The sequence below is a fragment of the Aeromonas sp. genome, assembly GCF_050252055.1.
GTDB lineage: Bacteria > Pseudomonadota > Gammaproteobacteria > Enterobacterales > Aeromonadaceae > Aeromonas > Aeromonas caviae.
The window spans coordinates 59919-84815 of sequence record NZ_JBFWLQ010000002.1 but is presented as its reverse complement, the minus strand read 5'-3'; the positions used below and the strand labels follow the sequence as shown (position 1 = coordinate 84815).

General features: G+C 65.6%; 16 protein-coding genes. 4 read left to right on the top strand and 12 right to left on the bottom strand.

Annotated features, from left to right (window positions below; genetic code table 11):
• Window positions 1-13: 13 nt before the first annotated feature.
• Entirely contained in the window at window positions 14-745 is a 732-nt protein-coding gene (locus AB7E19_RS04075; RefSeq protein WP_427934653.1) for a 4'-phosphopantetheinyl transferase family protein, read from the bottom strand.
• A 185-nt stretch (window positions 746-930) separates the two neighbouring features.
• On the opposite strand from AB7E19_RS04075, the gene AB7E19_RS04070 reads away from it, so the two are divergent.
• On the top strand, window positions 931-1869 hold the full coding sequence (locus tag AB7E19_RS04070) for an iron-siderophore ABC transporter substrate-binding protein (RefSeq protein WP_322131550.1): 939 nt from the start codon (window positions 931-933) through the stop codon (window positions 1867-1869).
• An 85-nt stretch (window positions 1870-1954) separates the two neighbouring features.
• Here the strand turns inward: AB7E19_RS04070 and amoH are convergent, their stop codons facing one another.
• From amoH to AB7E19_RS04030, 8 genes are all read right to left on the bottom strand, one after another.
• A complete protein-coding gene (amoH, locus tag AB7E19_RS04065; RefSeq protein ID WP_322131549.1) occupies window positions 1955-3517 on the bottom strand; it encodes an amonabactin biosynthesis glycine adenylation protein AmoH in 1563 nt (520 codons plus the stop codon).
• Window positions 3514-9804 (bottom strand): amonabactin biosynthesis non-ribosomal peptide synthetase AmoG, encoded by a 6291-nt coding sequence (gene amoG, locus AB7E19_RS04060; RefSeq protein WP_427934652.1) that lies wholly within the window; start codon window positions 9802-9804, stop codon window positions 3514-3516. The genes amoH and amoG overlap by 4 nt, the downstream gene beginning before the upstream one ends.
• Window positions 9805-9811: 7 nt before the next feature.
• Window positions 9812-9934 (bottom strand): hypothetical protein, encoded by a 123-nt coding sequence (locus tag AB7E19_RS04055; protein WP_427934651.1) that lies wholly within the window; start codon window positions 9932-9934, stop codon window positions 9812-9814.
• 14 nt (window positions 9935-9948) lie between these two features.
• Window positions 9949-10698: an amonabactin biosynthesis protein AmoA gene (gene amoA / locus AB7E19_RS04050; RefSeq protein ID WP_005301647.1), complete on the bottom strand. Its 750-nt coding sequence runs from the start codon at window positions 10696-10698 to the stop codon at window positions 9949-9951.
• A 20-nt stretch (window positions 10699-10718) separates the two neighbouring features.
• Window positions 10719-13859: an amonabactin biosynthesis non-ribosomal peptide synthetase AmoF gene (gene amoF, locus AB7E19_RS04045; protein WP_427934650.1), complete on the bottom strand. Its 3141-nt coding sequence runs from the start codon at window positions 13857-13859 to the stop codon at window positions 10719-10721.
• Window positions 13856-14764 (bottom strand): amonabactin biosynthesis bifunctional protein AmoB, encoded by a 909-nt coding sequence (gene amoB / locus AB7E19_RS04040; protein ID WP_427934649.1) that lies wholly within the window; start codon window positions 14762-14764, stop codon window positions 13856-13858. The genes amoF and amoB overlap by 4 nt, the downstream gene beginning before the upstream one ends.
• A 23-nt stretch (window positions 14765-14787) precedes the next feature.
• Complete coding sequence (amoE, locus tag AB7E19_RS04035; RefSeq protein WP_427934648.1) at window positions 14788-16449, bottom strand: amonabactin biosynthesis (2,3-dihydroxybenzoyl)adenylate synthase AmoE; 1662 nt, start codon at window positions 16447-16449, stop codon at window positions 14788-14790.
• A 76-nt stretch (window positions 16450-16525) separates the two neighbouring features.
• Complete coding sequence (locus AB7E19_RS04030; protein ID WP_427934647.1) at window positions 16526-17713, bottom strand: isochorismate synthase; 1188 nt, start codon at window positions 17711-17713, stop codon at window positions 16526-16528.
• 320 nt (window positions 17714-18033) lie between these two features.
• On the opposite strand from AB7E19_RS04030, the gene AB7E19_RS04025 reads away from it, so the two are divergent.
• On the top strand, window positions 18034-18585 hold the full coding sequence (locus AB7E19_RS04025; RefSeq protein WP_336578138.1) for a lipoprotein: 552 nt from the start codon (window positions 18034-18036) through the stop codon (window positions 18583-18585).
• 146 nt (window positions 18586-18731) lie between these two features.
• Window positions 18732-20732 carry a hypothetical protein gene (locus tag AB7E19_RS04020; RefSeq protein WP_427934645.1) on the top strand — a complete coding sequence of 667 codons (2001 nt, stop codon included), beginning with the start codon at window positions 18732-18734 and terminating at the stop codon, window positions 20730-20732.
• 58 nt (window positions 20733-20790) lie between these two features.
• Here AB7E19_RS04020 and glgC read toward each other — a convergent pair whose 3' ends face one another.
• Window positions 20791-22065 carry a glucose-1-phosphate adenylyltransferase gene (gene glgC, locus AB7E19_RS04015; protein WP_039038908.1) on the bottom strand — a complete coding sequence of 425 codons (1275 nt, stop codon included), beginning with the start codon at window positions 22063-22065 and terminating at the stop codon, window positions 20791-20793.
• 188 nt (window positions 22066-22253) lie between these two features.
• Here glgC and AB7E19_RS04010 point away from each other — a divergent pair, with 188 nt between their 5' ends.
• Window positions 22254-23891 (top strand): EAL domain-containing protein, encoded by a 1638-nt coding sequence (locus AB7E19_RS04010; RefSeq protein ID WP_069652607.1) that lies wholly within the window; start codon window positions 22254-22256, stop codon window positions 23889-23891.
• On the opposite strand, the gene AB7E19_RS04005 is transcribed toward AB7E19_RS04010, so the two are convergent.
• Both AB7E19_RS04005 and AB7E19_RS04000 read right to left on the bottom strand, forming a co-directional pair.
• The gene (locus AB7E19_RS04005; RefSeq protein ID WP_010674428.1) at window positions 23854-24348 is read right to left on the bottom strand and encodes a hypothetical protein; all 495 of its coding nucleotides are present in this window, start codon (window positions 24346-24348) and stop codon (window positions 23854-23856) included. The genes AB7E19_RS04010 and AB7E19_RS04005 overlap by 38 nt on opposite strands.
• Before the next feature lie 146 nt (window positions 24349-24494).
• On the bottom strand, window positions 24495-24857 hold the full coding sequence (locus AB7E19_RS04000) for a DUF2750 domain-containing protein (RefSeq protein WP_010674427.1): 363 nt from the start codon (window positions 24855-24857) through the stop codon (window positions 24495-24497).
• Between the last annotated feature and the right edge of the window lie 40 nt (window positions 24858-24897).

The window sequence follows — 24897 nt, the reverse complement described above, 5'->3', positions numbered from 1 at the left end:
CGCTGTATCGTGCTCACAGCAGCAAGACGGTAAGCACGCCCCCCGGCAGGGCTTGCCAGTGCAGGGTGGCGCGCCAGCCGGCGGGCAGGGTCGGCGTCAGCGGGCATTTGAGCTCCAGGGTGAGAGTCTGCGCCGTCATGGCGAGCCAGCGGGCATCGAGAAAGTCAAAGTAGCGCCCCACCCGGGGATAGAGCCCCTTGAAGAGGCTCTCCTTGGCGGAAAACACCAGGGTCAGTCCCTCTGCCAGGCTCAGCTGGGCGTCGTGAACCCCCGCCTCCAGCCGTCCCCACTCCTCCCCATCCATGATGCCGGGCCAGAGCTGCGCCCCTTGGTCGCCATCGAGCCAGGCCTCCAGATCCAGCCCGATTCCCTCCTGGCCCGGACGCACCGCACACAGGGCCACCCCCTCTCCCGCCAGCCGGCTGTGGCTGATGCTCCCCTCCACCCCTTCAGGCCAGAGTGGCTCCCGGGCCGCTCCGATGGCCACCGTACTCCCCGCCAGGCCGAAGGGGCGCAGGGCCTCGCGGGCCGCGAGGCGCCCCGCCAGAAACTCCCCGAGGCGCTTGGGGGCAGCCCCCTGCAATGAAGCAGGCAGGATGATGCCCTGGGCCCCAAAGCACTCCGGCGAGAAGGCGGCGGGATCAAAACTGACCCGATGAAGAGGCAGCGTCTCCAGGCCCGGCAGGCACAAGGTATCGGATTGACGGACAAAGGATCCATCGAGTGAGGGACAACGAGGCAACATGCAAGGCTCCTGACAGGGGTCTGCGATGGTACCAAAGCAAGCCGATGTCATGCCACAAATACAAATGACAACGTTTCTCACTTGCTTTGTGGTAGCATGTCCCCGCCCATTCGGGGCTGGCCGGGCGGCTCTCAGGCACTTTCCACAGACTCCGGCCCACCGATTTCACCCATAAGGATGTCACCATGAAGATCTTCTCCCCGCTGGCCACCTTGCTCATGCTGGCCAGCCTGACGGGCTTCCAGGCCCAGGCGGGCAGCCGCCAGGTCATCGATGCCAATGGCCAGCCCCAGAGCGTCCCCGATGCGCCCCGGCGGGTCGTCGTGTTGAGCGAACTCGATCTCGACAGCGCCCTGACTCTGGGGGTGCAGCCGGTGGGTACCGTCAATGGACGCGGCCAGTCCACCCTGCCCCGCTATCTGCTGGACAAGGCGGGCAAGGAGATCGCCGTGGTCGGGGATCTGGACAACCCCAATCTGGAGACCCTCATCGATCTGGAGCCGGACCTCATCCTCACCGGCCAGACCAAGCCCGAGCTCCTGGCCCTGCTCAAGGAGATCGCCCCCACCGTCGTCACCGGCAACTGGGGCGAGCCCTGGAAAACCGTGTTCGACCGCAGTGCCGACGCGATGAACCGGGGGGCCGAGGCCAAGGCGTTCCTCACCCGGTATGAGGCTCGCCTGGCAGAGGCCCGCAGCAAGCTTGCACAGCATCAGGGGGAACAGATGAGCATAGTGCGCTGGAACCCCAAGGGGCCGAGCTACATGCACGGCGGCACCTTCGCCAGCAGCGTGGTCACCGAGATGGGGCTCACCCGCCCCTCCCACCAGATTGGCGACAAGAGCCCCCACTCCCCGGCCCTGAGCCTCGAATCCCTCAACCTGCTGGACGGTGACTGGCTGGTGATCGGCACCCTCAGCACCAGCGGGGATGCGGTGGATGCCATGAAGCAGGCCGAGCAGACCCCGGCCTTCCAGCAGCTCGGCGCTATCAAGGGCAAGCGCTTCGGCGCCGTCGACGGGTCACTCTGGACCTCCACCGGCGGCCCCCAGGCGGCCCTTAAGGTGATCGACGACGTCGAGCGCCTGCTGACCAAACCGGATGCCGCCCCCATCGCTCACTAATCCCCCCTCGGTTGACGGCCAACAAGAAGCCCGCATGATGCGGGCTTCTTTTTTATCCATCGCTCTTACCGTCCGGCAAGACCGCCTACTCGGGCAAGGGCAGCGCCTTTCTGTCGAGCTTGCCGCTGCCGGTCTTGGGCAGGGCATCCAGCAGGATGAGCCGCGCCGGCACCATGTAGTGCGGCAACGTCGCCTGCAGCCCCTTGCGCAGGGCCAGCCGATTGAGGGTCACCCCGCTTTTCGCCTCCACGTAGCCCACCAGCATGGCCTCGTCCCCCTCGCCCACCAGACGCACCGCCGCCTCCTGCACCCCGGCCTGGTGGCGCAGTCCCGCCTCCACCTCGCCGAGCTCGATGCGAAAACCGCGCAGCTTGACCTGATCGTCACGCCGCCCCAGATAGAGGAAGCGGTCCGCCCCAAGGAGGCGCACCCGATCGCCAGTGCGATAGAGGCGATGGGTGGCAAGGCGCAGGAAGGCGGCGCTGGTCAAGGCCGGCTTGCGCCAGTACCCCTCGCACAGGGCCGGGCTCTCGATGCAGAGCTCGCCGCACTCCCCCTCTGCCACCGGCTGCCCCGCCTCGTCCAGCACCCAGTGACGATAGCCGGGCAGGCTGTGGCTGATGGTGATCTGCCCGCCAACCGGCGGCCAGCGCACCTCGCTCACCAGGGACCAGACGGTGGCCTCGGTCGGCCCGTAGCAGTTCCACAGCCGCCGGGTGCGGGCACAGAGCTGCTCGGCCAGACCTGGGTCCAGCGCCTCGCCACCGCACAGGGCGGTGAGGGTATTGCGCCCCTGCCAGCCCGCCTTGAGCAGCATGCGCCAGCAGGCCGGGGTGGCCTGCAGCCAGTTGATGGAGGGGTCTGCCTCGAGCAAGGCCAGCATCCCCAGGGGATCCTTGTTGTGCTCGCCGCCGGCCACCGTCAGCCGGCCACCGCCCCAGAGCGGCCCCAGCATCTCCAGCAGCGAGATGTCGAAGGCCGGGGTGGTGATGAAGAGCCAGTGGCAGCCAGGTGAAAGCCCGAGCCGCTCACGGATCCCGTCGAGGAAGCAGAGCAGGGCCCGCCGGCTGATGACCACCCCCTTGGGCTCGCCGGTGGAGCCCGAGGTGAACATCATGTAGGCAGCCAGGGCATCATCCACCTGGGGCCAGGAAACACCCCCTGCCGCTGCTGGCCCGTCGAGGGTGCGCAGCGGACAGCCGAAGGCGGGAGCTGGCCTGTCGCCGTCGCAGATCACCGCCGACAGGCGCGCCTGGCGGGCGATCCCCTGCAGCCGCTCCACCGGAAAGTCCGGCTCAAGGGGCACGAAGGTGAGACCGAGGCGCAGGCAGGCCAGCAGGCTGGCCACCAGATCGGGGCTGCGGGAGAGATAGAGGCCAACCCGCTCCCCCACCGCCAGCCCCTGCAAACGGGCGGCAATCTCGCCGACCCTGGCATTGAGCGCGCCGTAGCTGAGCCACTGCCCTGCGATTGCACCGTCACGGCTCTCTGCCATGTCCACACTCATGCCCACGCCCATACGGATGGCGGGGGCCAGCGGGGTGGCGGCCAGACAGGCCGCCAGCCGCGCGCCCAGGTTGGTCGCCCCCTCACGGGGGGCTGGCCGGGTTTGCACGAGCGGAGCCTTATGCTTGATGGTCACCGTCATAGCGCGGCCTCCGTTTGGCGCACCAGCCAGTGCCGATAGAGCCGGCTGGGGGATGGGTGGGCCTTGAGGGTCTGCAGGGTAAGTGGCGCCCGATCCTGCGCGAACGCCTCGTTGAGGGCCGCCAGCAGGGCGAGCTGCTGCACCGAATCCACCCCCAGCTCCATCAAGGTCTGCTGCCAGATGCCGGGTACGCCGCACTGGCGCTCCCACAGGGCCACCAGCATGCGGGCCTCGGCCGGCGGCTGAGCCAGGCCGGGGGCAGCCACTTGTGTGACAGTCGATGGTGTGGCGGCCACTTGCGCCTTCGCCGGGGACGGTGCCGCCGCCACGCTGGCCGGCTGGCCCAGATCCGCCTGCGCCAGCCAGTCGAGCTCGGCCAGCCAGTCAGCCAGCACCGCCTCGGCCCGGGCCTCGGGGATCTGCTCGCCATCGAACTCGAGGCGCAGCTGGAGCGTCTCGCCCCGGCTGCTGACCACCAAGGAGAGCGGCAGCTCCACCTTCTCCACCACGGCGCCAAAGCGCGGCACCAGCTGGTGAGGTTCGGGGGCGACAGGGGCCGCCGGCATGGGGTAGTTCTCGAACACGAACAGACTCTGGAACAGACGCGACCGGCCTTTGGTCAGTGCCGCCAGCGACTGGGTGCCGTGCTCATTGAGCGCCATCAGGTCGGTCTGCAACCGGGCGATATGCTCGGCCAGGGTCAGCTCGGTGCGCCACTCAAGCGCCAACGGCAGGCTGTTGATGTAGAGCCCGACGCTCGCGGTGATCCCCTCGATGGGGTAATCCCGCCCTGGGGTCACGTTGCCCACCAGGGTAACGGCATCGCCAGAGCGACGAGCCAGCAGACGGTGCCAGGCATATTGGGCCAACAGGCCTGCGGTCACGCCAAGGTCGCGGGCACGATGGGCGAGCAAGGTCGCCACCTCGGCCGGCAACGACGTGGCGCACAGTGCCGGTCGCTGCTGGGTATGGCGCCCGCTTGAGCCCGCGTCCAGCGTCACCCCGAACAGGCAGGCGAGATCGTTAGGCGTTGCCAAGAGCTCGCCCCGCCCCTGCCAGTAGGCGTCGGCGCTGCGGGTTTGGCTGGCGATATGGCGGCCAAATTCGAGCCAGGCGGTATCCGGCTCGCCCTGCGGCAACAGGCCGTTCATCAGCGCCTGATAGCCGCGATGCAAGGAACCCAGCAACACGGGGCCGCTCCAGCCATCCAGCACGCCGTGATGGGCGCTGAAGATCACCTTGTGGTGATCGGGGGCCAATTTGAAACAGGCAAGGCGCAGCAGGGGCGCCTGCTCCAGCGGGATCGGGCTGGCCAGATCCTGCTCGCGATAGGCCTGGACCCGTGTCTCTGCATTTTCCACTTCAGACAAGTCCTCATAGTGGAATGGCAACTCGGCGTGCTTGAGGATGCGCTGGAGCGCCACCCCATCCGCCAGCACCAGTTCGCTGCGAAGGGCCGGCCAGCGGGCGATCTGCCCCTGCCAGGCCTGACGGTAGACCGCCACGTCCAGCGGCTGGTGATAGTCCATCTCGGTCTGCAGGTGATAGGCGTGATCTCGGGGCAGCAACGCCCTGTGATGGAACATGCTCTGCTGAAGCGAGGTCATGGGCAGCAGGGTCTCCACCTCGCGCCCGCTCAGCCCCCCATCGAGCGCGGCTTGCGAGAGGCCAAGCCCCGGGAAGTCGCTCGGGGTATGGCGCGGGGCCTTCACTGTGCAGCAGTGCTCCACCAGCGCCGTCAGATTGTCCGCCAGCCGCGCCATCAGGGCGTCGCTCGCCTGCTGAGTGAGGGCGCCCACCTGGCGCAGGGTGAGGCGGCCATCAAACACGCCACCGTGCAGACTGACCAGCTCGCGCGGCAGGTTGTCAGGGGAGCTGGGTGCCCCCGGCGCCATCGGCAGGGGCTGCCAGGCTTGAGCGGCCTCGCCCTGATGGCTGACCCCCAGATAGTTGAAGACCACCAGGGCCTGGGGCAGCTCAGACCCACGAGGGTGGTGCAGCCGCAGGGCGTTGAAGCCCACCCCCTTGTCCGGCACGGCGCGCAGCTGCTCCTTGGTGGCGCACACCAGTGCATCCCACGCCCCGGCATCCGCCAGCGCCAGCGGGTAGGTGCTGGTGAACCAGCCCAGGGTACGGCTCACGTCCAGTTCAGCATCGATGGCCTCGCGGCCGTGTCCTTCCAGCATTACGCAGTGACGGCTGCCGTAACCCTGCTCGCTCAGGGTACGGGTCAGTGCAGCCAGCAGCAGGTCGGGCACCCGGGTGAAGTAGGCCTGGTTGGCGGTGTCGATGAGACGAGCCGTGGTCTCCTGACTCAGCTGCAACAGGCTGGCGGCGGCGCGGCCATCGGCGGCGCGCGCCGTTTCCAGCAGGTGACCCTGGCTGCCTTCCCCCTGAGCCAGCCAGAAGCCAAGCTGTTCCTCTTCCCGTTTGGCGTAGGCCGCGAGCCCCTCGCCCCACTGGCGATAGCTGCTGCCCTTGGCGGGCAGCGGCTCGCCCCTGCTCACCCGGGCCAGATCCTCGGCCAGAATGCGCCAGGAGACGGCATCGATCACCAGGTGATGGAAGGCGAGGAAGAGCCCCTCCACCGTCTCGCCCTCCCGCGCACCTTCCAGAGAGAGATTGCGCAGGCGGGCCCAGGCCAGGGTGTGGCCGGTGGCAGGGTCGAGCTCTCCCTGCAGCTCGGTCAGGCGGGCTTGCAGCTCAGCCTCATCGAGATTGGCGGCATCCAGGGTCGGCAGCGGCGGCAATGGCAGTTCGGCCAGATAGCGCTGGCCGGTCGGGGTCACCGCCAGACGCAGGGCATCGTGGTGCTGGCGCAGGGCATTCAGCCAGCCGCGCAGAGCCTCATCGTCCACCCCGGCCGGCAGGCGCAGGATCACCCCCTGGTTCCAGTGACCGGACTTGGCAAAGCCCTGCTCGAAGAACCAGTGCTGAATGGGGTGGAGCGGGAACTCGCCGGTCAGGCTGCCCTGCTCGCTCCTGTGGCTGACGGCTTGCTGCTGGCCGAGCTGGCGGCAGAGGCGGCGCACCGTCTTGGCTTCGAACACATCCTTCACGCTGCAGTGCAATCCCGCATCCCGCAGCCGGGTGGTGAGCTGGATGCTGAGGATGGAGTCACCGCCTAAGCGGAAGAAGTCATCCTCCACCCCGAGCGGTTGCTTGAGCACCCCTTGCCAGATGGCCAGCACGGTCTGCTCCAGTTCGTTTTGCGGCTCGCCCTTGCTCTGCTGCCAGACGATGGCGGGCAGGCGGCGCAAGTCCAGCTTGCCGTTGGGGGTGAGCGGCATCTCGGGCAGCCAGCAGAGGCGCGCCGGCACCATGTATTCGGGCAGGCACTCGCCGGCCCGCTGCAGCAGGGCATCGCCATCGGGCTCCCTGGCCCCGGCCTGCAAACAGGCGTAAGCGAGCAGGCGTCCCTCCTGCACCACCACCTTGATCTGGCGGATGACCGGGCACAATTCGGCAAGCCGGGTCTCTATCTCCCCCGGCTCGATACGATAGCCCCGCAGCTTGATCTGCTCGTCTATCCGGCCCAGATACTGGATGTTGCCGTCGCGGCGCAGCAGGGCCCGATCGCCGGTGCGATAGAGGCGATGGGTACGTTCCTCATTCATTGCATCAAAGGCCAGCTCGATAAAGGCCTCCTGGGTGCGCTCCGGCAGATTGAGGTAGCCGCGGGCCAGCCCCAGCCCTGCCAGGCAGAGCTCGCCGGGCACTCCCACCGGGCAGAGGTTGCCCGCCTCGTCCAGGATCAGTGCCTTCAGGTGGTTGACGGGTCGACCGATTGTGATGGGCGCCCCCGGGGTGAGCCGCGCGCAGAGCGCGGTGACGGTGCACTCGGTCGGGCCGTACATGTTGAACAGCGCCACCCGCTCCCCCCAGCGCTCCACCAGGCTGCTCGGGCACGCCTCGCCGCCAAAGCCGATAGCCTTGAGGGAACCGAGATCCGCCGGGGGCAATAGATTCGCCAACAGCGCCGTGGGCAGGATCATATGGCTGGCACCGCAAGCGATCGCGGCACTGATCACCCCCTCGCCCGGCTCGCCGAAGTGCAGGGCCGCGCCGCAGTAGAGCGGCAGCAAGCTGGTCATGTTGCCTGCATCGAACGAGAGGGACATGCAGTTGAACATGGCCCCATTCTGATCAAGGGCGATGCGCTCACCGTGATCCGCCATCAGGTTGACCAGGCTGCCCTGCTCCACCATGACCCCCTTGGGCAGGCCGGTGCTGCCGGAGGTGTAGATGATCTGGGCCAGCATGGCGGCGTCCCGAGGCAGTGCGGGCGTGCTGGTTGGCATCTTGTCCAGCGCCAGCTGGTGCAGATCGTGATATTCGGCCGTCGTGCCCGCCAGCGCCTCGCCAAGGCGCGGGTCCGGCACGCCCCCCAGCACCAGGCTGATGGATGCATCAGTGAGGATATGGGCCAGCCGCTCGGCGGGATAGGCAGGGTCGAGCGGTACATAAGCCGCCCCCGCCTTCCAGCAGGCGAGCAGGGCGATGACGAAGGCCACATCGCGCCTGGCCTGGATGCCGATGGCGGCGCCCGGGGTGACGCCCTGAGCCAGCAGCCAGTGGGCCAGCCGGTTGGCACGCGTTTCCAGCTCGCCATAGGTCAACGATTGCGCGCCGTCGCTGACCGCCAACGCGTCCGACAACTGAATAGCGCGCCGTTCGATATGACAGAGCAGGGTGTCGCGGCTCGGGTAATCCGGCGGCAGGTCGACAAGCTGTGCGGCCAGCGCTGCCTGGTCGGTGCCCGCCTCCAGCGGCAGTTGCCAGATGTCGGTCTCGGGGGCCGCCACCACGGCGCGCATCAGGTGCAGCAGGCGATCGGCATAGGCCTGGATGGTCTCTCGCTCGAACAGGGCGGTGGCAAACAGCCAGTCCACCCGGACGGAGTCCATCAGCTCGGTCACCTTGACCGAGATGTCGGTCTTGGCCGGCAGCACAGGCGAGGTCTCCTCCACCAGCTGGCAGCCGGGGATGAGATCGTTGAAGTCCACCTTGGCCTGATAGACCAGCATGATCTGGAAGATGGGGTTGATGGCAGTGGTGCGATCGGCTCCGATGGCTTCGGCCAGCGCCTCGAAGCGGTAGAGCTGGTGATCGAAGGCCGCCAGATCCTCCTCCCGGCACTGCTGCAGATAGTCGACAAAGCTGGGCTTGCCGCTGAGTTGAGTGCGCAGCACCAGGGTGTTGACGAAAAAGCCCACCAGCGACTCGATTTCGTGACGCTCGCGATAGGCAAGCGGGGTGCCGATCACCACCTCCTTCTCGCCGCTCTGGCGCACCATCAGCAAGGCAAACAGGGCGTGCAGACCGATGAAGTTGGAGGTGCTGTGCCGTTGGCACAGGCGCTTGAAGCTCTCCCACAGGTCGCTCTCGATGGTGGAGAAGACCAGCTCGCCGCCGCTGTCCTGATGGGCCGGGCGCGGCTTGTCCAGCGGCAGACCGTGCACCTCGGGGCTGCCACCGAGCCGATCGACCCAGAACGGCTTGAACTCGGCGTGATAATCGAGAAAACGCGGTGAGTTGAACCAGCGGGCATAGTCGATGTAGGTGAGCGGCAGCTCGCTCACCTGCAGAGGCTCGCGGTTCTGATGGGCAAGAAAGGCGCGCTTGAGATCCGCGAACATGTTCTTGACCGACCAGCCGTCGGAAATGATGTGATGCTGGGTGATCAGCAGCACGTGCTCGCGGCTGCCGAGCCGAATAAGGTGCACCCGGCTCAGATCCCCCTGGGTCAGGGAGAAGGGGCGGCCTATTTCTTCGCGCACCCGGCGAGCCACATAGGCCTCCCGCTCAGCAATGGGCTCTGCGCTGACATCCTCTATCTGCAGCTTGAAGGGCGTGTGGGGCAGGATCTCCTGGGCCCCCCTGCCCGCCTCGTCCTTGATGAAGCGGGTGCGCATGCTGGGGTGGCGGGCAAACAGGTGGTCGAAAGCAAACTCCAGCGCCGCCGTGTCCAGCTCTCCCTTGACGCGAAAATAGACCGGCATGTTGTAGAGGTGGGAGGCCTCCTCGTACTGCTCGATAAACCAGAGCCCGCTCTGGGACGAGGAGAGCGGCCCCTGCCGGGCGCCCTCGGCGACGATAGGCGCCTCGAAGGCGGCGCGGGCCGCCAGGCAGCGCACCAGCTCATCCTTGTGGGCCTTGATGGTGGCGCCGATGGCCGGTGTCACCGCCTCCTTGCTCGACTGGGAGATAAGCTGGCCCTTGTCGTTCAGCGCCAGTTTGACTCCCTGCCGTTCCAGCTGTTTCAACAGCAAAATCATATTGTTCATCTGTACCTCAGACAGCCGGCGTGGCGCGATAGGAAGAAAAACCGTCCTGCCCCTTCTCATTCAGGGCGAGCTTGACGCTCTGACCATCCAGCCGTTCCAGCTGTTTCAACAGCAAAATCATATTGTTCATCTGTTTCTCAAGCCTCAGGCACTCAGGGTGGCGCCGCCGTCGACGACCAGATCCTGCAGCGTGATGTGGCTGGCCAGATCCGAGGCCAGGAAGAGGACGGTATGGGCGATCTCCGCCGGGGTGGCGACCTTGCGCAAGGGGATGCCGAGCTTGAACTGCTCCGGCAACCCGGCAATGGTGCGGGCCATGGCCTCCTCGCTTGGCAGCATGCCGCGCAGCATGGGGGTATCCGTCGAGCCCGGTGACACCAGGTTGGCGCGCACGCCGAAGGGAGCCAGCTCCAGCCCCACCGTCTGGGTCAGGCTGGTGACCGCCGCCTTGGAGGCGCAGTAGGCCGCCATCTGCATGCGCGGCACATGGGCGGCGTTGGAGCCGATGGTGACGATGGCGCCGCGCCGCTGCCCCTTGAAGTGGGGCACCAGGGCCCGCAGCAGATAGAAGACGCCACTGGCGTTGACCGTCATGCAGTCGTGCCAGTCGTCATCGCTCAGAGTCTCGGTGGGGCCGAGGCGCAGCACCCCGGCCCCGTTCACCAGCACATCGAGCCCGCCGTCCGCCAGCAGCGCTGCGCAGCAGGCGTTGACCGCCTTCGAATCGCCGATATCGAGCAGCCGGGTGGCATAGGGGTAGTCGGCCTCGGGAAACGCCAGATCCAGCCCCACCACGATTGCACCGGCCGCCACGAACTGCGTCGCCACCTCGCGGCCGATGCCGCGCCCGGCCCCGGTCACCCAGACCCGCTTGCCAGTGAAATCAAAGGCCATTGCTTGTTGCTCCTTATCCATCACCACACCATCTCCACGCTCTCTTCGTCCTCGGCAAGCAGGCCGTCGAGGAAACGGCAGAAATCATCTAGGCGAGGGTGATCGAACACGTCGGAGACCTTGACCTGCACCCCGAACTCGGCGCCGAGCCGGTTCACTATCTGGATGGTCTGCAGGGACTGGCCCCCCAGTTCGAAGAAGTTGTCCGTGGGCGCCATGGTGGCGAGCCCCAGGATCTGCTGCCAGATGGCGCCGACCCGGTTCTCGGTCTCGCTGCCCAGGGTCAGGGCTTCGCCGCCCGCCTGGTAGGCGTCCAGCAGGGCCTTGCGATCCAGCTTGTTGGAGCCGGTGCGGGGCAGCTGGTCATAGTGGCGATAGTCGGTGGGGATCATGGCGGCAGGCAGCACCCTGGCCAACTGCGCCTTGATGACCCGGCTGTCGCGCTCCGGCCCCGCCACGAAGGCCACCAGCCGGCGCACGCTGCCGATGCTCACCCCCTGCACGCAGGCCTCATCCACCCCCGGCAGGGCCAGCAGCTGGGCCTCCACCTCGCCGGGCTGGATGCGATAGCCGCTTATCTTGAATTCGTTGTCGCGCCGGCCGAGGTAGACCAGCCGGCCGGCCACCAGGCGCACCCGATCGCCGGTGCGATAGACGGGCATCTGCTCCGCTCCAACCCGCAGGGTGCCGAAACCGCCCTGCGCACTCTGCACATTCGCGCTCTGCGCGCTGCCCACATAGCCGTTGGCCAGCTGTGGGCCGAGCAGCACCAACTCTCCTTCCTCGGCAGGTTGCTCCCCCGCCCCCAGAATGAGCGCCTGCATGCCGGGCAGCGGCAGGCCGATGGGCAACTGGGCCTGGCTCGGGTCTTCCTGTTGCAGCTCCTGGGTGGTCACCACCACTGTGGTCTCGGTGGGGCCGTAGGTGTTGAAGAGGCGCACATCGGAGCGGCCCTGGCGCTGCCACTGGGCCAGCTGCTCGGGGTAGACCGCCTCGCCGCCGATGATCACGGTGGTAAGCCCGGCAGGAATGTGGGCCTGACCCGCCGTCAGCGCCACCACCCACTCGTTCCAGAACGCGGTGGGCAGGTCGAGGTGGGTAATCCCCATCTGCTCCACCCCGGCCGCAAAGGCGGGCATGGATTCGAGCAGGGCGTCGGTGCGCAGCACCAGGGTGGCGCCGGCGCTCAGGGTGGCGAACACCTCCTCGATGCTGGCGTCGAAGTTGAAGGGGGCGAATTGCAGCATCCGCGCCTCTTCATCCAGGTGATAACGGCAGCGGGCGGCGGCGGCGAAGTGATCCAGCGCGCCGTGGCTCACCGCCACCCCTTTGGGCAGACCGGTCGAGCCCGATGTGAACATCAGGTAGGCGACGGCGCGGCCGGCGGCCGGCTGGTTCAAGCGGTTATCGCTCACCAGATCCCCCGCCAGCAGATCCCCAACCAAGAGAGTGCGCCCCTCAAACAGGCTGGCCAGCTTGTGACGGTACTCGGCCTGAGTGATCAGGGTCTTGACCTCCCCCAGCCGCAGGATATGGCCCTGGCGCTCCAGCGGCTGCTCGGGATCGAGGGGCACGTAGACGGCGCCGGCCAGCAGCACCGCCAGCTGGGCGAAGATGGCCTGGGGGGTGCGGGCCAGCATGACCCCCACCTTGTCGCCGGGGGCGACGCCTTCGGCCTGCAGAGCGGCCGCCATCTGTTCGGCTCTGGCCAGCAGCGCCTCGTAGCTGAAGCGGACCTCTCCCTGCGCCGTGCTCTGAATCAAGGCAATCTTGTCCGGGGTCTGGGCGGCGAAGTGGCAGAGCGCCTCCAGCACAGGACGCACCTGGAGAGCTTCATGGGCGGGGCCGGCGATCAGGGCGCTGGCTCGCTGCTCGGCCAGCCAGTCGGCCTTGAGCGCACCCAGGGTCTGGGCGGGCTCGGCCAGCCAACGTCCCAGCAGGGCAAACAGGGTATCGGCGATGACCGCCAGATCGGCCTGCTGGTAGCAGCCGGGGTTGGCATCCAGATCCAGGCGTGGCTGGCCATCGACGCCGACCTGCACCTCGATGGTGAGATCCTCCACCGGGCCGGCGCTGATGTTGAGAATATGGGCAGATAACGGCCCGAAGCGGCGAGCGTGATCGAACGGCATGATGTTGACCAGCGGGCCGAACAGGCGCTTGTCGCCCCCCACCAGGCCAAGGTCGCGGCGCAGCAGCTCGTAGCGGTAGTGCTGGTGCTTGCGCACCCCGCGCTTGGCCTTGGCCACGGCGCCGGCAGCCCCCGCAAGATCCAGCCCCTCTTCGAGCTCCAGAGCAAGGGGGGTGATGTTCATCTGCATGCAGGGTACGGTCAGCGACGCCGAGCCGATGCGGTTCATCATCATCAGGCCGAGCAGGGTCTTATTCTGGCCGCTCGACAGCGACAGCTGGGCCGAGAGGCCGGCCAGCAGCAGATCGGGCCAGCCCAGCTTGTGCTCGTCGGCAAAGCCGGTCAGGGATTGCCAGAGCGCCGCCGGCAGCGGACGGCTCTCGCGGATAAATTCGGCGGCAATCGGTGCGCGGGTCTCGCCAAAGGACTTCACCTCGGGCCAGGCTTGCAACTGCTCCTGCCAGAAGGCGCGGGCGGCGGCGTTCTTGCCGCTCTGCTCGCGGCTCGCCTCTTCTGCCAGCACCTCCGCCAGAGAGCCGAAGGGCGATGGGGAGTTCATCTTACCGGCCAGCCCCTCTGCATACAGCTCGGCGATGCGCTGGAACAGCAAGGTGGTGCCAAAGCCGTCGAGGGCGATGTGGTGCACGCAGCTGTAGAGATAATCGCGGCCGGGGCCGCGCAAAAGGGCGAAGCGGCAGGGCGCTGCTTGGGTCAACTCGAACGGGCGGCGCAGATCGGCCCAGGCCCAGGCGCGGGCCAGCGTCTCGTCATCGCGCTCGAGGGAGACCTCTTCATAGGCCAGGGGCAGCTCATGCGAGACGAAGCAGACCGCCTCGCCGTCCTGCTCGAAGTGGCCCTTGAGCGCCTCGCACTCCCCCACTGCCTTGGCAAGGGCCGCGACCAGCACGGCCGCCTCGACCTTGCCGTCGAAGGCGATGCACTCGGCGGTGTTGAACATCGCCTTGTCGTCATTGAGCAGATGCCCGGACCAGAGCCCCTGCTGAGGGATGGTCAAGGGGAAGCGGTTCATGGGGTCACCTCCAGGGCCTGGGCTGCCAGCTTGGCCTCGATGAGGCGCCACCAGCCGTTGAGGGTCGGCAGCTTGGCGAGATCCACGAAGCCAAGCTCGACCCCGGCGGCGCGCCACTCGGTGAGCAGGGCCATGATCCGCACCGAATCCAGACCGTAGTCGATGAGGTTCTCGTCAGGGTCAAACTCCCCTTCGTCCTCGTCGATATGACTCAGCAGCCGCGCCTTGAGCCCCTCATACGTCAGCAACGGATTGCTCTGGACGGCAGAAGCGGCAACCGGCGCAAGGGCCAGCACCTCCTCGCAGCGGATCACCTTGCCGCAGCGGGTCGCCACGTAGTCGAGCGCCATCTGATGGTCGGCCAGGGAGAAGTCCGCCACCCCGTCCGCCAGGAAGAAGGGCTGGATGTCGCGCATGAAGGCGTCACAGGCTGTCATCATGCAGCCGATATGGCCGTAGATACCGCCGATGAGCAGCTGATCCCGTCCCAACGCTTTGAGCATCTGCTCCAGCTCGGAGCGCTGGAAGGCGCTGTAGCGCCACTTGACCAGCACGGTGTCGTCCCGCTCCGGGCGCAGGGCTGCCACCACCTGCTGCTGCTCGGGCCGCTTGTTGAGACCCGGGCCCCACATGTCGTTGAGCAGGGCGCGATCTTCAGGGGATTGATCCTTGGGCTGGGCGGTGTAGAAGACCGGGATGCCGAGGGCCTTGCACTGCTTGCGCACGGCGGCCAGGCGCTCGGTGAGCGCCGCGATCAGCGGGCTGTTTTCGCCATAGAAGGCGGTGAAGTACTCCTGCATGTCGTGGATCAGCAGGGCGGCGCGCTTGGGATCCAGAGACCAGTCGACCTTGTTGGCCTTCCACTGGCTGGGCATGGCGTAATTGTTCAGGGTTGGGATAGCCATAACGTCATGATTCCTTTTTAGTTTTATGCTGTTGTCAGGGACTGGTTGGCGGCGATGGCGTGCGCAATGCGCGCCCGCAGCCCCTGCTTGTCAATCTTGCCCACCGCCGTCATGGGCAGGGCGTCCAGGGTTTCGAAACGGTCGGGCAGCTTGAAGTCCGCCACCCCGCGCTCGCGCAGAAACTTGCGCAAGGCCAGCGGCTTCAAGGCGGGATCCGTGCTGACGATGAAGGCGCAGCTCTTCTCCCCCATGGCGCTGTCGGGCATGGAGACCAGGGCCGCATGGGTGATGGCAGGGTGGTGCAGCAGCTGGTTTTCCACCTCTTCCGCCGCGATCTTCTCGCCGCCCCGGTTGATCTGATCCTTCTGCCGCCCCACCACGGTGAGGTAACCATCGGCATCCTGTACCACCAGATCGCCGGAGCAGTAGAAACCCTCGCCATCGAACACCCGGGCGTTGTGGGCCGGGCTCTGGTAGTAACCGCGGAAGGTATAGGGGCCGCGGGTGTGCAGGGCACCAGGCTCGCCGGGGGCAACCGGATTGCCCGCCTCATCGAGGATGCGCACCTCGTCGTCCGGGCTCATGGGGCGGCCCTGGGTATGGATCACCTTCTCGTCGGGGTCGTCCAGACGGGTGTAGTTGACCAGCCCTTCCGCCATGCCGAACACCTGCTGCAGCCGGCAACCGAGCAGCGGCCCAATCTTGCTGGCCACCGCCTCCCCCAGCTTGGCGCCACCCACTTGCAGCAAGTCGAGGCTCGCCAGTTGGGTGCGCGCTGTGGGATCCGCTTCCGCGGCCTGCAGCCAGAGGGAGACCGCCGGCGGCACCAGCGAGGTGAGATTGATCCGGTGGCGGGCGATCAGCGGGAAACAGCTGATGGGGCTGGGATCGGGTGCGAGCACCACAGTGCCGCCCGCCTCGAATACACCGAGCGCCCCGGGGGAGCTCAGGGGGAAGTTGTGGGGCGCCGGCAGGGCGCACAGATAGCGGGTATGGGGGCCGAGGCAACAAATTTCGTTGCTGCGACGCACGCTGTAGTAATAGTCGTCATGGGTGCGGGGGATAAGCTTGGGGGTGCCGGTGCTGCCACCGGAGAGCTGGAAGAAGGCCACCTCGTCCGCCGGGGTCGGGCCATATTTCACTGGCTCACTCTCATCCCCCTTCGTCAACCAGTGGGTCAGCCCCAGCGCCCCTGTGTCGCCATCCAGCAGCACCAGCTCAGTGCCGATGGTTGTCAGCAGCTCGCTCTCTCGACCCTTGCTCGCAAACAGCGGATGGGTCAGCGAGCCGACAAAGAGGCGCGGAGTGATCTGTTCGGCATAAGAGAGAAGCTCCAGCCGGTTGTGGCTAAAGAGCGCGTTGACCGGCGCGATGCCGGCCTTGAGCAGGGAGAAGAACACCAGATAGAACTCGGCCACGTTGGGGAGCTGCACCAGCGCGGTATCCCCCACCCCCAGGCCGTGGCGGGCCAGATTGGCGGCCAGCCGGCTCGAAGCGGCGTCCAGCTCGCGATAACTGAAGCGGCGCTCGCCGCAGAGGATGGCCTCGGCGTCGGGGGCCAGCTCGCACTGACGCGCCAGCATGGCGGTCAGCGGCTCGCCGCGCCAATACCCCTTGGTGCGGTAACGCTGGGCCAATTCGTCAGGCCAGCGGGTATAGGGCAGGAAGTGGTTTAATTGGCTCATTGCGCCACCTCCGGACTCAGGCCCAGGGCTTCCAGATTCGACTGTCCACTCTGCCAGCCCAGATATTGACGTTGGCTCATTGCGCCACCTCCAAGCCCAGGCCCAGCGCTTTGAGCATGGTGCCCAGCTTGGTGCCGGTCTCGGCCCACTCCATGGCGGGATCCGAGCCAGCGACGATGCCGGCGCCGGCAAACAGCTCCACTTGATGGCCATCGAGCACGCCGCAGCGGATCACCACGGCCCACTCGCCGTTGCCCTGGCTGTCGCACCAGCCGACGATGCCGCTGAACAAGGCTCGCCGGAAGGGCTCCTGCTCGCGGATGAACTGGCGGGCCAGATCGGTGGGATAGCCGCACAGGGCCGGGGTGGGATGCAGTTGGCAGGCCAAGGAGAGCACCGACGCCTCGCCGCCATTGAGCCGGCCAGCGATGGGAGTGCCCAGATGCCAGAGGGTATCCGTGCTCATCAGCGAGGGATGAGCGGGGATCGCCAGCTCGCGGCAGTGGGGGGTCAGCACCCGGCGGATCTCGTCGATCACCAACTTGTGTTCATGCTGATCCTTGCGAGAGGCCAGCAGATCCCGGGCCACCATTTCGTCTTGCGCCGGCTCGCTCACCCGTCTGGCGGAGCCCGCCAACGGATGGGTGAACACCTCTCCCCCGCTGACCCGCAGCAGCAGTTCTGGGCTAGCGCCCAGCAGGCGGCGACCCTGGCCGAGCGGCAGGGAGAAGTGGAAGGCGTGGGGATTCTGGGCCATCAAACGGGCCATCACCTGCTTAGGGTCGGCAGGCTGGTGCAGGGTAAGGGTGAGTTTGCGCGACAGCACCACCTTGGCGAGCTTGCCTTGTGCAAACGCATCCAGCGCCGCACTGACCGAGGCCTGGAATTCGCTGGCCGGCGGGGTGCTCTGCACCGAGATGACCCGGTTGGCCTCGACGGTCTGCTCCACTTCTGTCGCCGGTGTCGGCTCTGTCGGGGCCAGTTTCTCGCTCCGCTCATAACGGCCGGGCACATAGAGGCAGGAAGCCTCTGCCGGATCAAACGCAAAAGCACCGATGAGCAGGGGGTTGCTCTGGCCGGCAGCCCTGGCGGCATCGAGGGCCAGGGTTATCTGCTGTGCCAGCAGGGGCCACTCGCAGGCGGGGGTGGTGATGGGTTGCCCCAGGTCAGTGGCACTGATCGTGCCCTGACACGAGGTAAACAAGAAATCAGGCGACATCTTCGCCTCGGCAGGTGTGCCATTGTCCATTACTCGAGTCTTCACGTCATACCCTCAAAGAAGATTCAAAATGATAATGATTATCAATTTGACTTTGTGCGGCGGTAAAATACTCGCTTTGAAATCGCGGGGTCAATGGGATTTTGCATCGTTAAAACAGGAGCTTGTCTGTGGGTATGTCGGGGATGACGCCAGGGCGGGCCTGCTGGCGGTGAAGGGAAATAGCTACTCGAATGAAAACGGATTGCCATCCCCATATGGGGGATGCGACAGAAACCGGTCAGGGCGGCCCCACTGGCGGCCAACCCGCTTTGCCTCTAAGATGGCGCCACCTCTTGTGACAGCCCCGAAAATGGAACCCTCCCATGTTGAAACACCTGCTTCTGCTCCCCTTCGCCCTGCTGCTGGCGGCCTGCTCGCTGACCCAGTACAGCGTCAGCGAAGGGGAGATCAACCAGTACCTCAAGGAGCGAGTCGCCTTCGAGAAACAGCTGGGGATCCCCGGCATCATGTCGAGCAAGATCCGACTCGATGACATGCAAAGCCGCATCGGCCGCAGCCAGGCCGACAAGGTCGAGCTGGATGCCGCCGGCGAGCTGCAGGTGGCGAGCCCGCTGGGCAGCCAGCAGATGAAGATCCGCCTCTCCCTGAGTGCCCGCCCGGACTACGTGGCCGAACAGGGCGCCATCTATCTGCGCGATCTCGAGCTGCTCTCCGTCAAGACCGAGCCGGCGGACGTGGGCACCGCCCTCTCCCCGCTTTTGCCCACCTTCAACCAGTCCCTCTCCCTGTTCCTCTCCCAGACCCCCGTCTACCGGCTCGATGGCAGCCGCCAGAACGAGGCGCGGATCAAGGACAAGGTCGAAGCCCTCAAGGTGGAGCCGGGCCGACTGGTCATCCCCTTCAAACTGATGTGACACCTGCCGCCGCGCCTCTCCTCTTCACCCCACCGGGGCGCGGTTTTTTTCTTCTCAAGCCCCGCCCTTTGCCCCATAATGCACACCATTCTCATTTAGATTCATGAGAAGCGTCATAATAAAATCAACAATATGGTGAGAAGGACATGAGAAAAACCGTACTGGTGCAGGCGATCGCCTGCGCACTCCTCAGCAGCGCCGCACAGGCTGCCGTCAAGGTGGAGGACAAGACGTTCAACACCGCCGCCAACATGCTGGCCTACACCGAATTCGAGCTCTCCGGCGAGCCGCTGGCCGAGGCCCTCGGTCTGGATCTGGATGTGCTGGACGCCAACCGCGCCGACGAGCCGACCCCGTTCGACTTCGCCGCCGGCATCGAATCCTATGAATACTCCGAAGAGGCAATGTACGCCCTCAACTACCAGTCCGGCATGGGCCCCCATCTGGTAAACGGGCCGCAAAACCAGGCCCGTGGCGGTACCCTGGCCGACCTGGGCAAACGGGTACTGGCCATGGCCGAGGCCGTCGGCTTCCCCGCCGATGAAATTCCCCAGGGCATGTATCCCCTCTCCCTGCCCTACGCCTCCGCCAACCCGGAGTTCGCCCAGGCCGTGAACGCCACCCCGGTCAACGGTGACCAGATCACCATCAAGACCGCCAAGGGCAACGAGAAGAGCGTCAAGACCCAGGTCCCCGCCTACTTCCGCGACTACGCCACCCTGCGCTGGAGCGGCAGTGACAACCTGCTGGTCCCGGCCGCCGTGGGCGGCATCCTGCTCAAGGAAGTGATGTGGTCCCAGGACTTCCTCGGCGGCATGCACGTAGCCGAGACCGATGAAGAGGTGGAAGCCGCGTCCGCCACCATGGATCAGGACGGCAAGCACAAGCTGGGGGTTTCTGCCGCCGACGGCTTCAACGGCATGATGCTGACCGAGCAGTCCATCGACAAGCTCGCCATCCTGCAAGGTCAGCTCGGCTTTGACGGCAAGACCCTGGGCGCCAAAATCACCCCGCAGTACGATCCGGCCAAGGGGGTTGTCTACTTCCCTCATCAGGTGAAAGTGACCGAGACCAGCAAGAACGACGCCGGTGCCATCGGCAAGCTGGAGGTCGTGGACGGCTCCGCCCAGTTGCGCGACGCCTGGATGCTGCTGTGGCCCCTCTCCGAGTTCTACGCCTTCAGCGATCAGCGCACGGCCAACACCAACCAGAACCCGGCCTTCCACGCCGTGTTTGACGGTGCCCCGTTCGCCGCCGCTCCGGCAGCCAACCAGACCAACGATCTGGGCAAGGCGGTGGCGGGCAGCGATGCCTTCTCCCTGGCCCTGAACCTCTCCAACCTCACCTTCAAGAACCTGCTGGCCCTGCACTTCGAGCCCAAGGCCGGCACCCTGGTCGACAGCTGGCAGGCTGGCAAACAGGCCGGGCACGTCACCACCTTCGACGCCGCCTACGCCCTGGTCGCCCTGCAGATCTTCCAGCGCGCCCAGGATGCGCTGCCGGTGGGTTACGCCGCCGGTGACAATGGCGAGCTGAACCTCAAGACCCCGCAGGGTGAGCAGGCGATCGCACTGGTCCGCAAGCAGGCTGATTTCATCCTCGCCAACCTCAAGGGCAAGAACGGCCTGGTCCATGACGGTCTGACCCTGGGCGGCAAGCTTGACGCCGGTCAGTCCATCGACGCGCAGTTCGCCGCCATCCGCGGCCTGACCGCCGCCTTCCTGGCCACCTCGGATGCCAAGTACCGCACCGCGGCGCGCGAGCTCTTCATCGCCGCCGACAAGGCCTACTTCAACCAGAAGGCTGGTACCTGGCTCGCCGGCAAGCAGGGTGAATACACCCCCTGGACCCAGGCCGCCATCTCCGGCGCCCTGCGCTCCGCCATGCTGAACCTGCGCAACGAAGGGGCCGAGAAGGCACCCGAGCTGGAGCTGGCCCAGCTGACCCAGCGCTACGTGAGCTGGTTCCGCGGCACCGTCAACGGCGGCATGCAGATGGCCGAGTGGATCGGCGACTCCGGCGAGAACGTCATCGAGGGTGCCGGCAGCGACACCGACGAAGATGGCGTCCCGCAAGTGACCGCCGCCGGTGGCAAGCATGGCACCGCCATGGTGATGGCCGGCAAGGCCCTGGTCAGCGAGAAATAAATCGACCACCAATAGAAAGGGAGCCCAGGGCTCCCTTTTTTTGTCTGTGTTGACGAGGTTAGCCGAGCTTGGCCAGCATCGGCTTGGTCACCAGCACGATGCCCTGCTCGGAGCGGTAGAAGCGGCGTGCATCCTCGTCCGCGTTCTCCCCCACCACCAGGCCGTCTGGCAGCTTGCACCCCTTGTCCACCACCACCCGGCGCAAGCGGCAACCAGCCCCGATCTCGACCCCGGGGAAGATCACCGCCTGATCCAGGGTACAGAAGGAGTGCACCCGCACGTTGGTGAACAACACCGAGTTGAGCACGAAGGAGCCGCTCACGATGGAGCCCCCCGCAAACATGGAGTTGATGGTCATGCCGTGCTGGCCGTTTCTGTCCTGCACGAACTTGGCCGGGGGCGACATGTTCTGGCTGGTCCAGATGGGCCAGTTCTCGTCATAGATGTCGAGCTCGGGCACCACGGAGGCAAGGTCCATGTTCGCCTCCCAGAACGAATCCAGGGTCCCCACGTCGCGCCAGTAGGGTTTTTGCCCCTCCTTGGCCCCGACACAGGACATGTTGAACGGGTGGGCAAAGGCCTTGCCCTCCCCCACGATGCGCGGGATCACATCCATGCCGAAGTCGTGCTTGGACTCCTGGTTGTGGATGTCCTCTTCCAGCAACTGGTAGAGGTACTCCGCCTCGAAGATGTAGATGCCCATGGAGGCCAGCGAGCGATCCTCGCAGCCCGGCATGGCGGGCGGATTGGCCGGTTTCTCCACGAAGGCGCGGATCTTGCGTTGCTCGTCGATGTCCATCACCCCGAAGGCCGATGCCTCGCAGCGTGGTACCTCGATACAGGCCACCGTCACCTTGGCGCCGAGGCGCACGTGATCCAGCAGCATGGCGGCGTAGTCCATCTTGTAGATGTGATCCCCTGCCAGCACCACGATGTACTTGGGACCGTAGTCACGGATGATGTCGACGTTCTGGTAGATGGCATCTGCGGTGCCGCGATACCAGTGCACCTCGTCCACCCGCTGCTGGGCGGGCAGCAAGTCGATGAACTCGTTCATCTGGTAACGCAGGAAAGACCAGCCCGATTGCAGGTGGCGCAACAGGCTGTGGGACTTGTACTGGGTCACCACACCCACCCGGCGGATGCCGGAGTTGATGCAGTTGGAGAGCACGAAGTCGATGATACGGAATTTGCCGCCAAAGTGGACGGCGGGCTTGGCGCGGTTATCGGTCAACTGCTTCAGGCGGCTGCCCCGTCCCCCTGCGAGCACCAAGGCCATACTCTGATTCAATAGTTGCCGTGCTTTGGCGGTGTCTACGGGTTCTAGCAACATATCTACCTCTGCTCTGTTGGGGCTGTTTTCAACCCATCTTCGCTTTTTTTACAGACCATGAAAGTGTTTTCACTCACATTTAGTTGCATTCCGCCGGCGCTTTATCGTGGAGTTGCGTGAGTACTCATGTTTTGCGCCAGCGACTTGGTTAGAATTTCTACATCATGAACATCATCAAGGATGAAACGATGTTGAATAAACATGAGGGAAACCTGCTGCTGGTCAGCGCACTGGTCTGCATTCCCATGCTGCTGTTGCAGGGAGTGCTGCTCGCCCCCCCCGCCTCACCGCTCACCCTGCTGCTGGTCCTGATGACCACCCTGACGGGATTCGCCCTGCTGCTCTTTCTCACCCACAGCGTGCGCCGTGGGGAAAAGGCGAGGCAGGAGCAACGCTGGCTGCTGGCGCTGCAGCAGCGGGATCCCGCCATGCTCGACAGCGTACAGGCACAAACGGCTCTGCGCCAGCTCCTTGCGTCCTTCAATGAGGCCGAGATCGATGCCCACCGCCAGATCACCGAATTGCACAATCAGGCGACCCGGGACGAGATGACGGGCCTTGGCAACCGCCACGCCTTCCGGCGCGATCTGACCGAGCTGCTGCAACAGGAAAACACCCAGACCGCCATCCTGGTGCTCATCCGCGCCACCGAGCTCGGGACCCTCAACGCCCAGCGCGGCTTCCAGTCCGGGGATGCCTACATCCGGGACATCGCCGCCCTCATCAGCCACACCGTCAGCCGCTTCCCGGGCCACCGGGTCTATCGCATCTCGGGGGCCGATTTTGCCGTCCTGCTGCCCCCCCTGGCCCAGATCCCGCCCCATCTGCTGGGACGGGATCTGAAGCTCGCCTTCGATCGCTATCAGCACGATCACGAGCTCGAGAGCGCCGCCTACTCGGGCATGACCCGCTTGAGCAGCGAGCAGAAGATAGAGGCCATTCTGGCCCGGGCGGATCTCGCGCTGGCCCGCGCCCAGACAGAGGTAGTCAATGGCTGGGCCATCCAGCAGAACGACGAGGTGGTAGAAGTGCAGGGTCAGCGTCACTGGACCCAGGTGCTGACCGATCTGCTGGAGCAGGAGAGCGTCAACTTCACCTGCCAGCCTATCCAGCCCCTGCATCGCGGCATGCTCGCCTATCACGAGATCTATCCCCGCTTTTGCAGCAGCGACGGCACCGTGCTGCCAAGTGATACCCTGCTCGCCATGGCGCAGCGGCTGGACATGGTACTGCGCCTGACCCAGATGGTGATCCGCCACGTCATCCGCCAATACCGCGCCTTCGGAGGCCACAACAGCCGATGGGGTCTCAACCTGCCGGGCTCCCTGCTGCAAAACAGCGCCTTTCTCATCTGGCTTGATCACCAGTTGCAAAAAGACCCCGACATCGGGGCCAACCTGGTGTTCGAGCTCGACGAGGAGCACCTGGAGCGCAACCTGACCGGGTCCAGGCGGCTGTTCGAGCTGCTCAGGCGCCACGGCAGCCGCTCGGCCATCTGCAACTTCGGCAAGGGGATCGGCTCCTTCAGCCTGTTTCGCGAGCTCAAACCCGACTACATCAAGCTGGACCCCGGTCTCATCACCGAGCTGGAGCAGGATCTCACCAATCAGCAGTTCGTGCGGATGATCGTCGACGTCTCCCATCGCATGGGCTGCCTGGTGATCGCGGAAGGGGTGGAACAGATAGGCCAGAAGCAGATGCTGCAGAGCATGTATGTGGACGGCTTGCAGGGCTACCTCATCGCCCGACCCCAGGAGCTGGGGCCGGAGATCGGTCAGATGGGGATCTTCACGGAGACGGTTTCAGCTTCAACAGGGTCAGAATGATGTCGTTGAGCTGGCGATAACGCTCCAGCTCCTTCTGATCGTAACGGGTCGCCAGCATGGTCGGGTTGTGGCGATGCTTGAGGTAGCGGTTGATCTGCAGGCGGTTGAACCCGGCCACCTTGTAGATCTGGCCGAGCAGGGCATTGAGCTCGTCATCCGCCAGCCCGGCCCGGGTCAGGTAATCGGGTTGGGACGGGCTCTCCTGGCGGGCCGTGACCTTCTCCAGCTGGCCACGCTCCTGCAAATAGGTGAGCCACTGCTCCACGTAGAGCGGCTTGCAGCCCCCCAGCAGATTGAAGTACCCCACGGCATCGCAGCGGCACCCGCTCAGCAGCACCAGGGCCAGCTCGTCGCTGTCACACTGAAAGCTCACCGGGCCGCTCTGGCTCCAGTCCAGCGCCTGCACCTGGATCCTCCCCTGCGCCCCCGCCTTCGTGGTCACGTCAAAGACAAACATGGCACCTCCCGATCGGCAAAGGGTTGATGATGACCCATCCCCGGGACGGGTGCAAAGGCAAATCGCCTTTCATGGCCCATGGCGGCCATAAAAAAACCGGCCCCCCGAAGGGGGCCGGTTCATCACAATCCGGCAGGTCGGCTGACTCAGGCGTCCAGTTCCACCAGCGCCTTGGCCAGCTCGATGGGCTCGAGCTCCTGACCTTCCAGATCGGCGTTCCAGTTCGGGCCGACCAGCACGTCATCCTCGTCCAGATCGTTGATCCAGATGTCCAGGAACTCTTCGAGCTCGATCACTTCCGGCTCGTAATCCGCCCACTCGTCCACGCAGTGCAGGCGGGCATCCCCTTCGGCGGACCAGAGCGGCATCACGTCCGCATCTTCGAACTCGGCGGAGCGGCACACCACCCAGTCTTCACCGTAGCGCAGACCCCACACCTGACCCGACTCGCGGACTTCTTCGATGAACAGCTGGAAATTGGCGTCAAGATTGTCAGTTAGTTTGCTCATGGGGTCTCTCTCTTGCAAAGCAATGGCAGGCTGTCGGCCA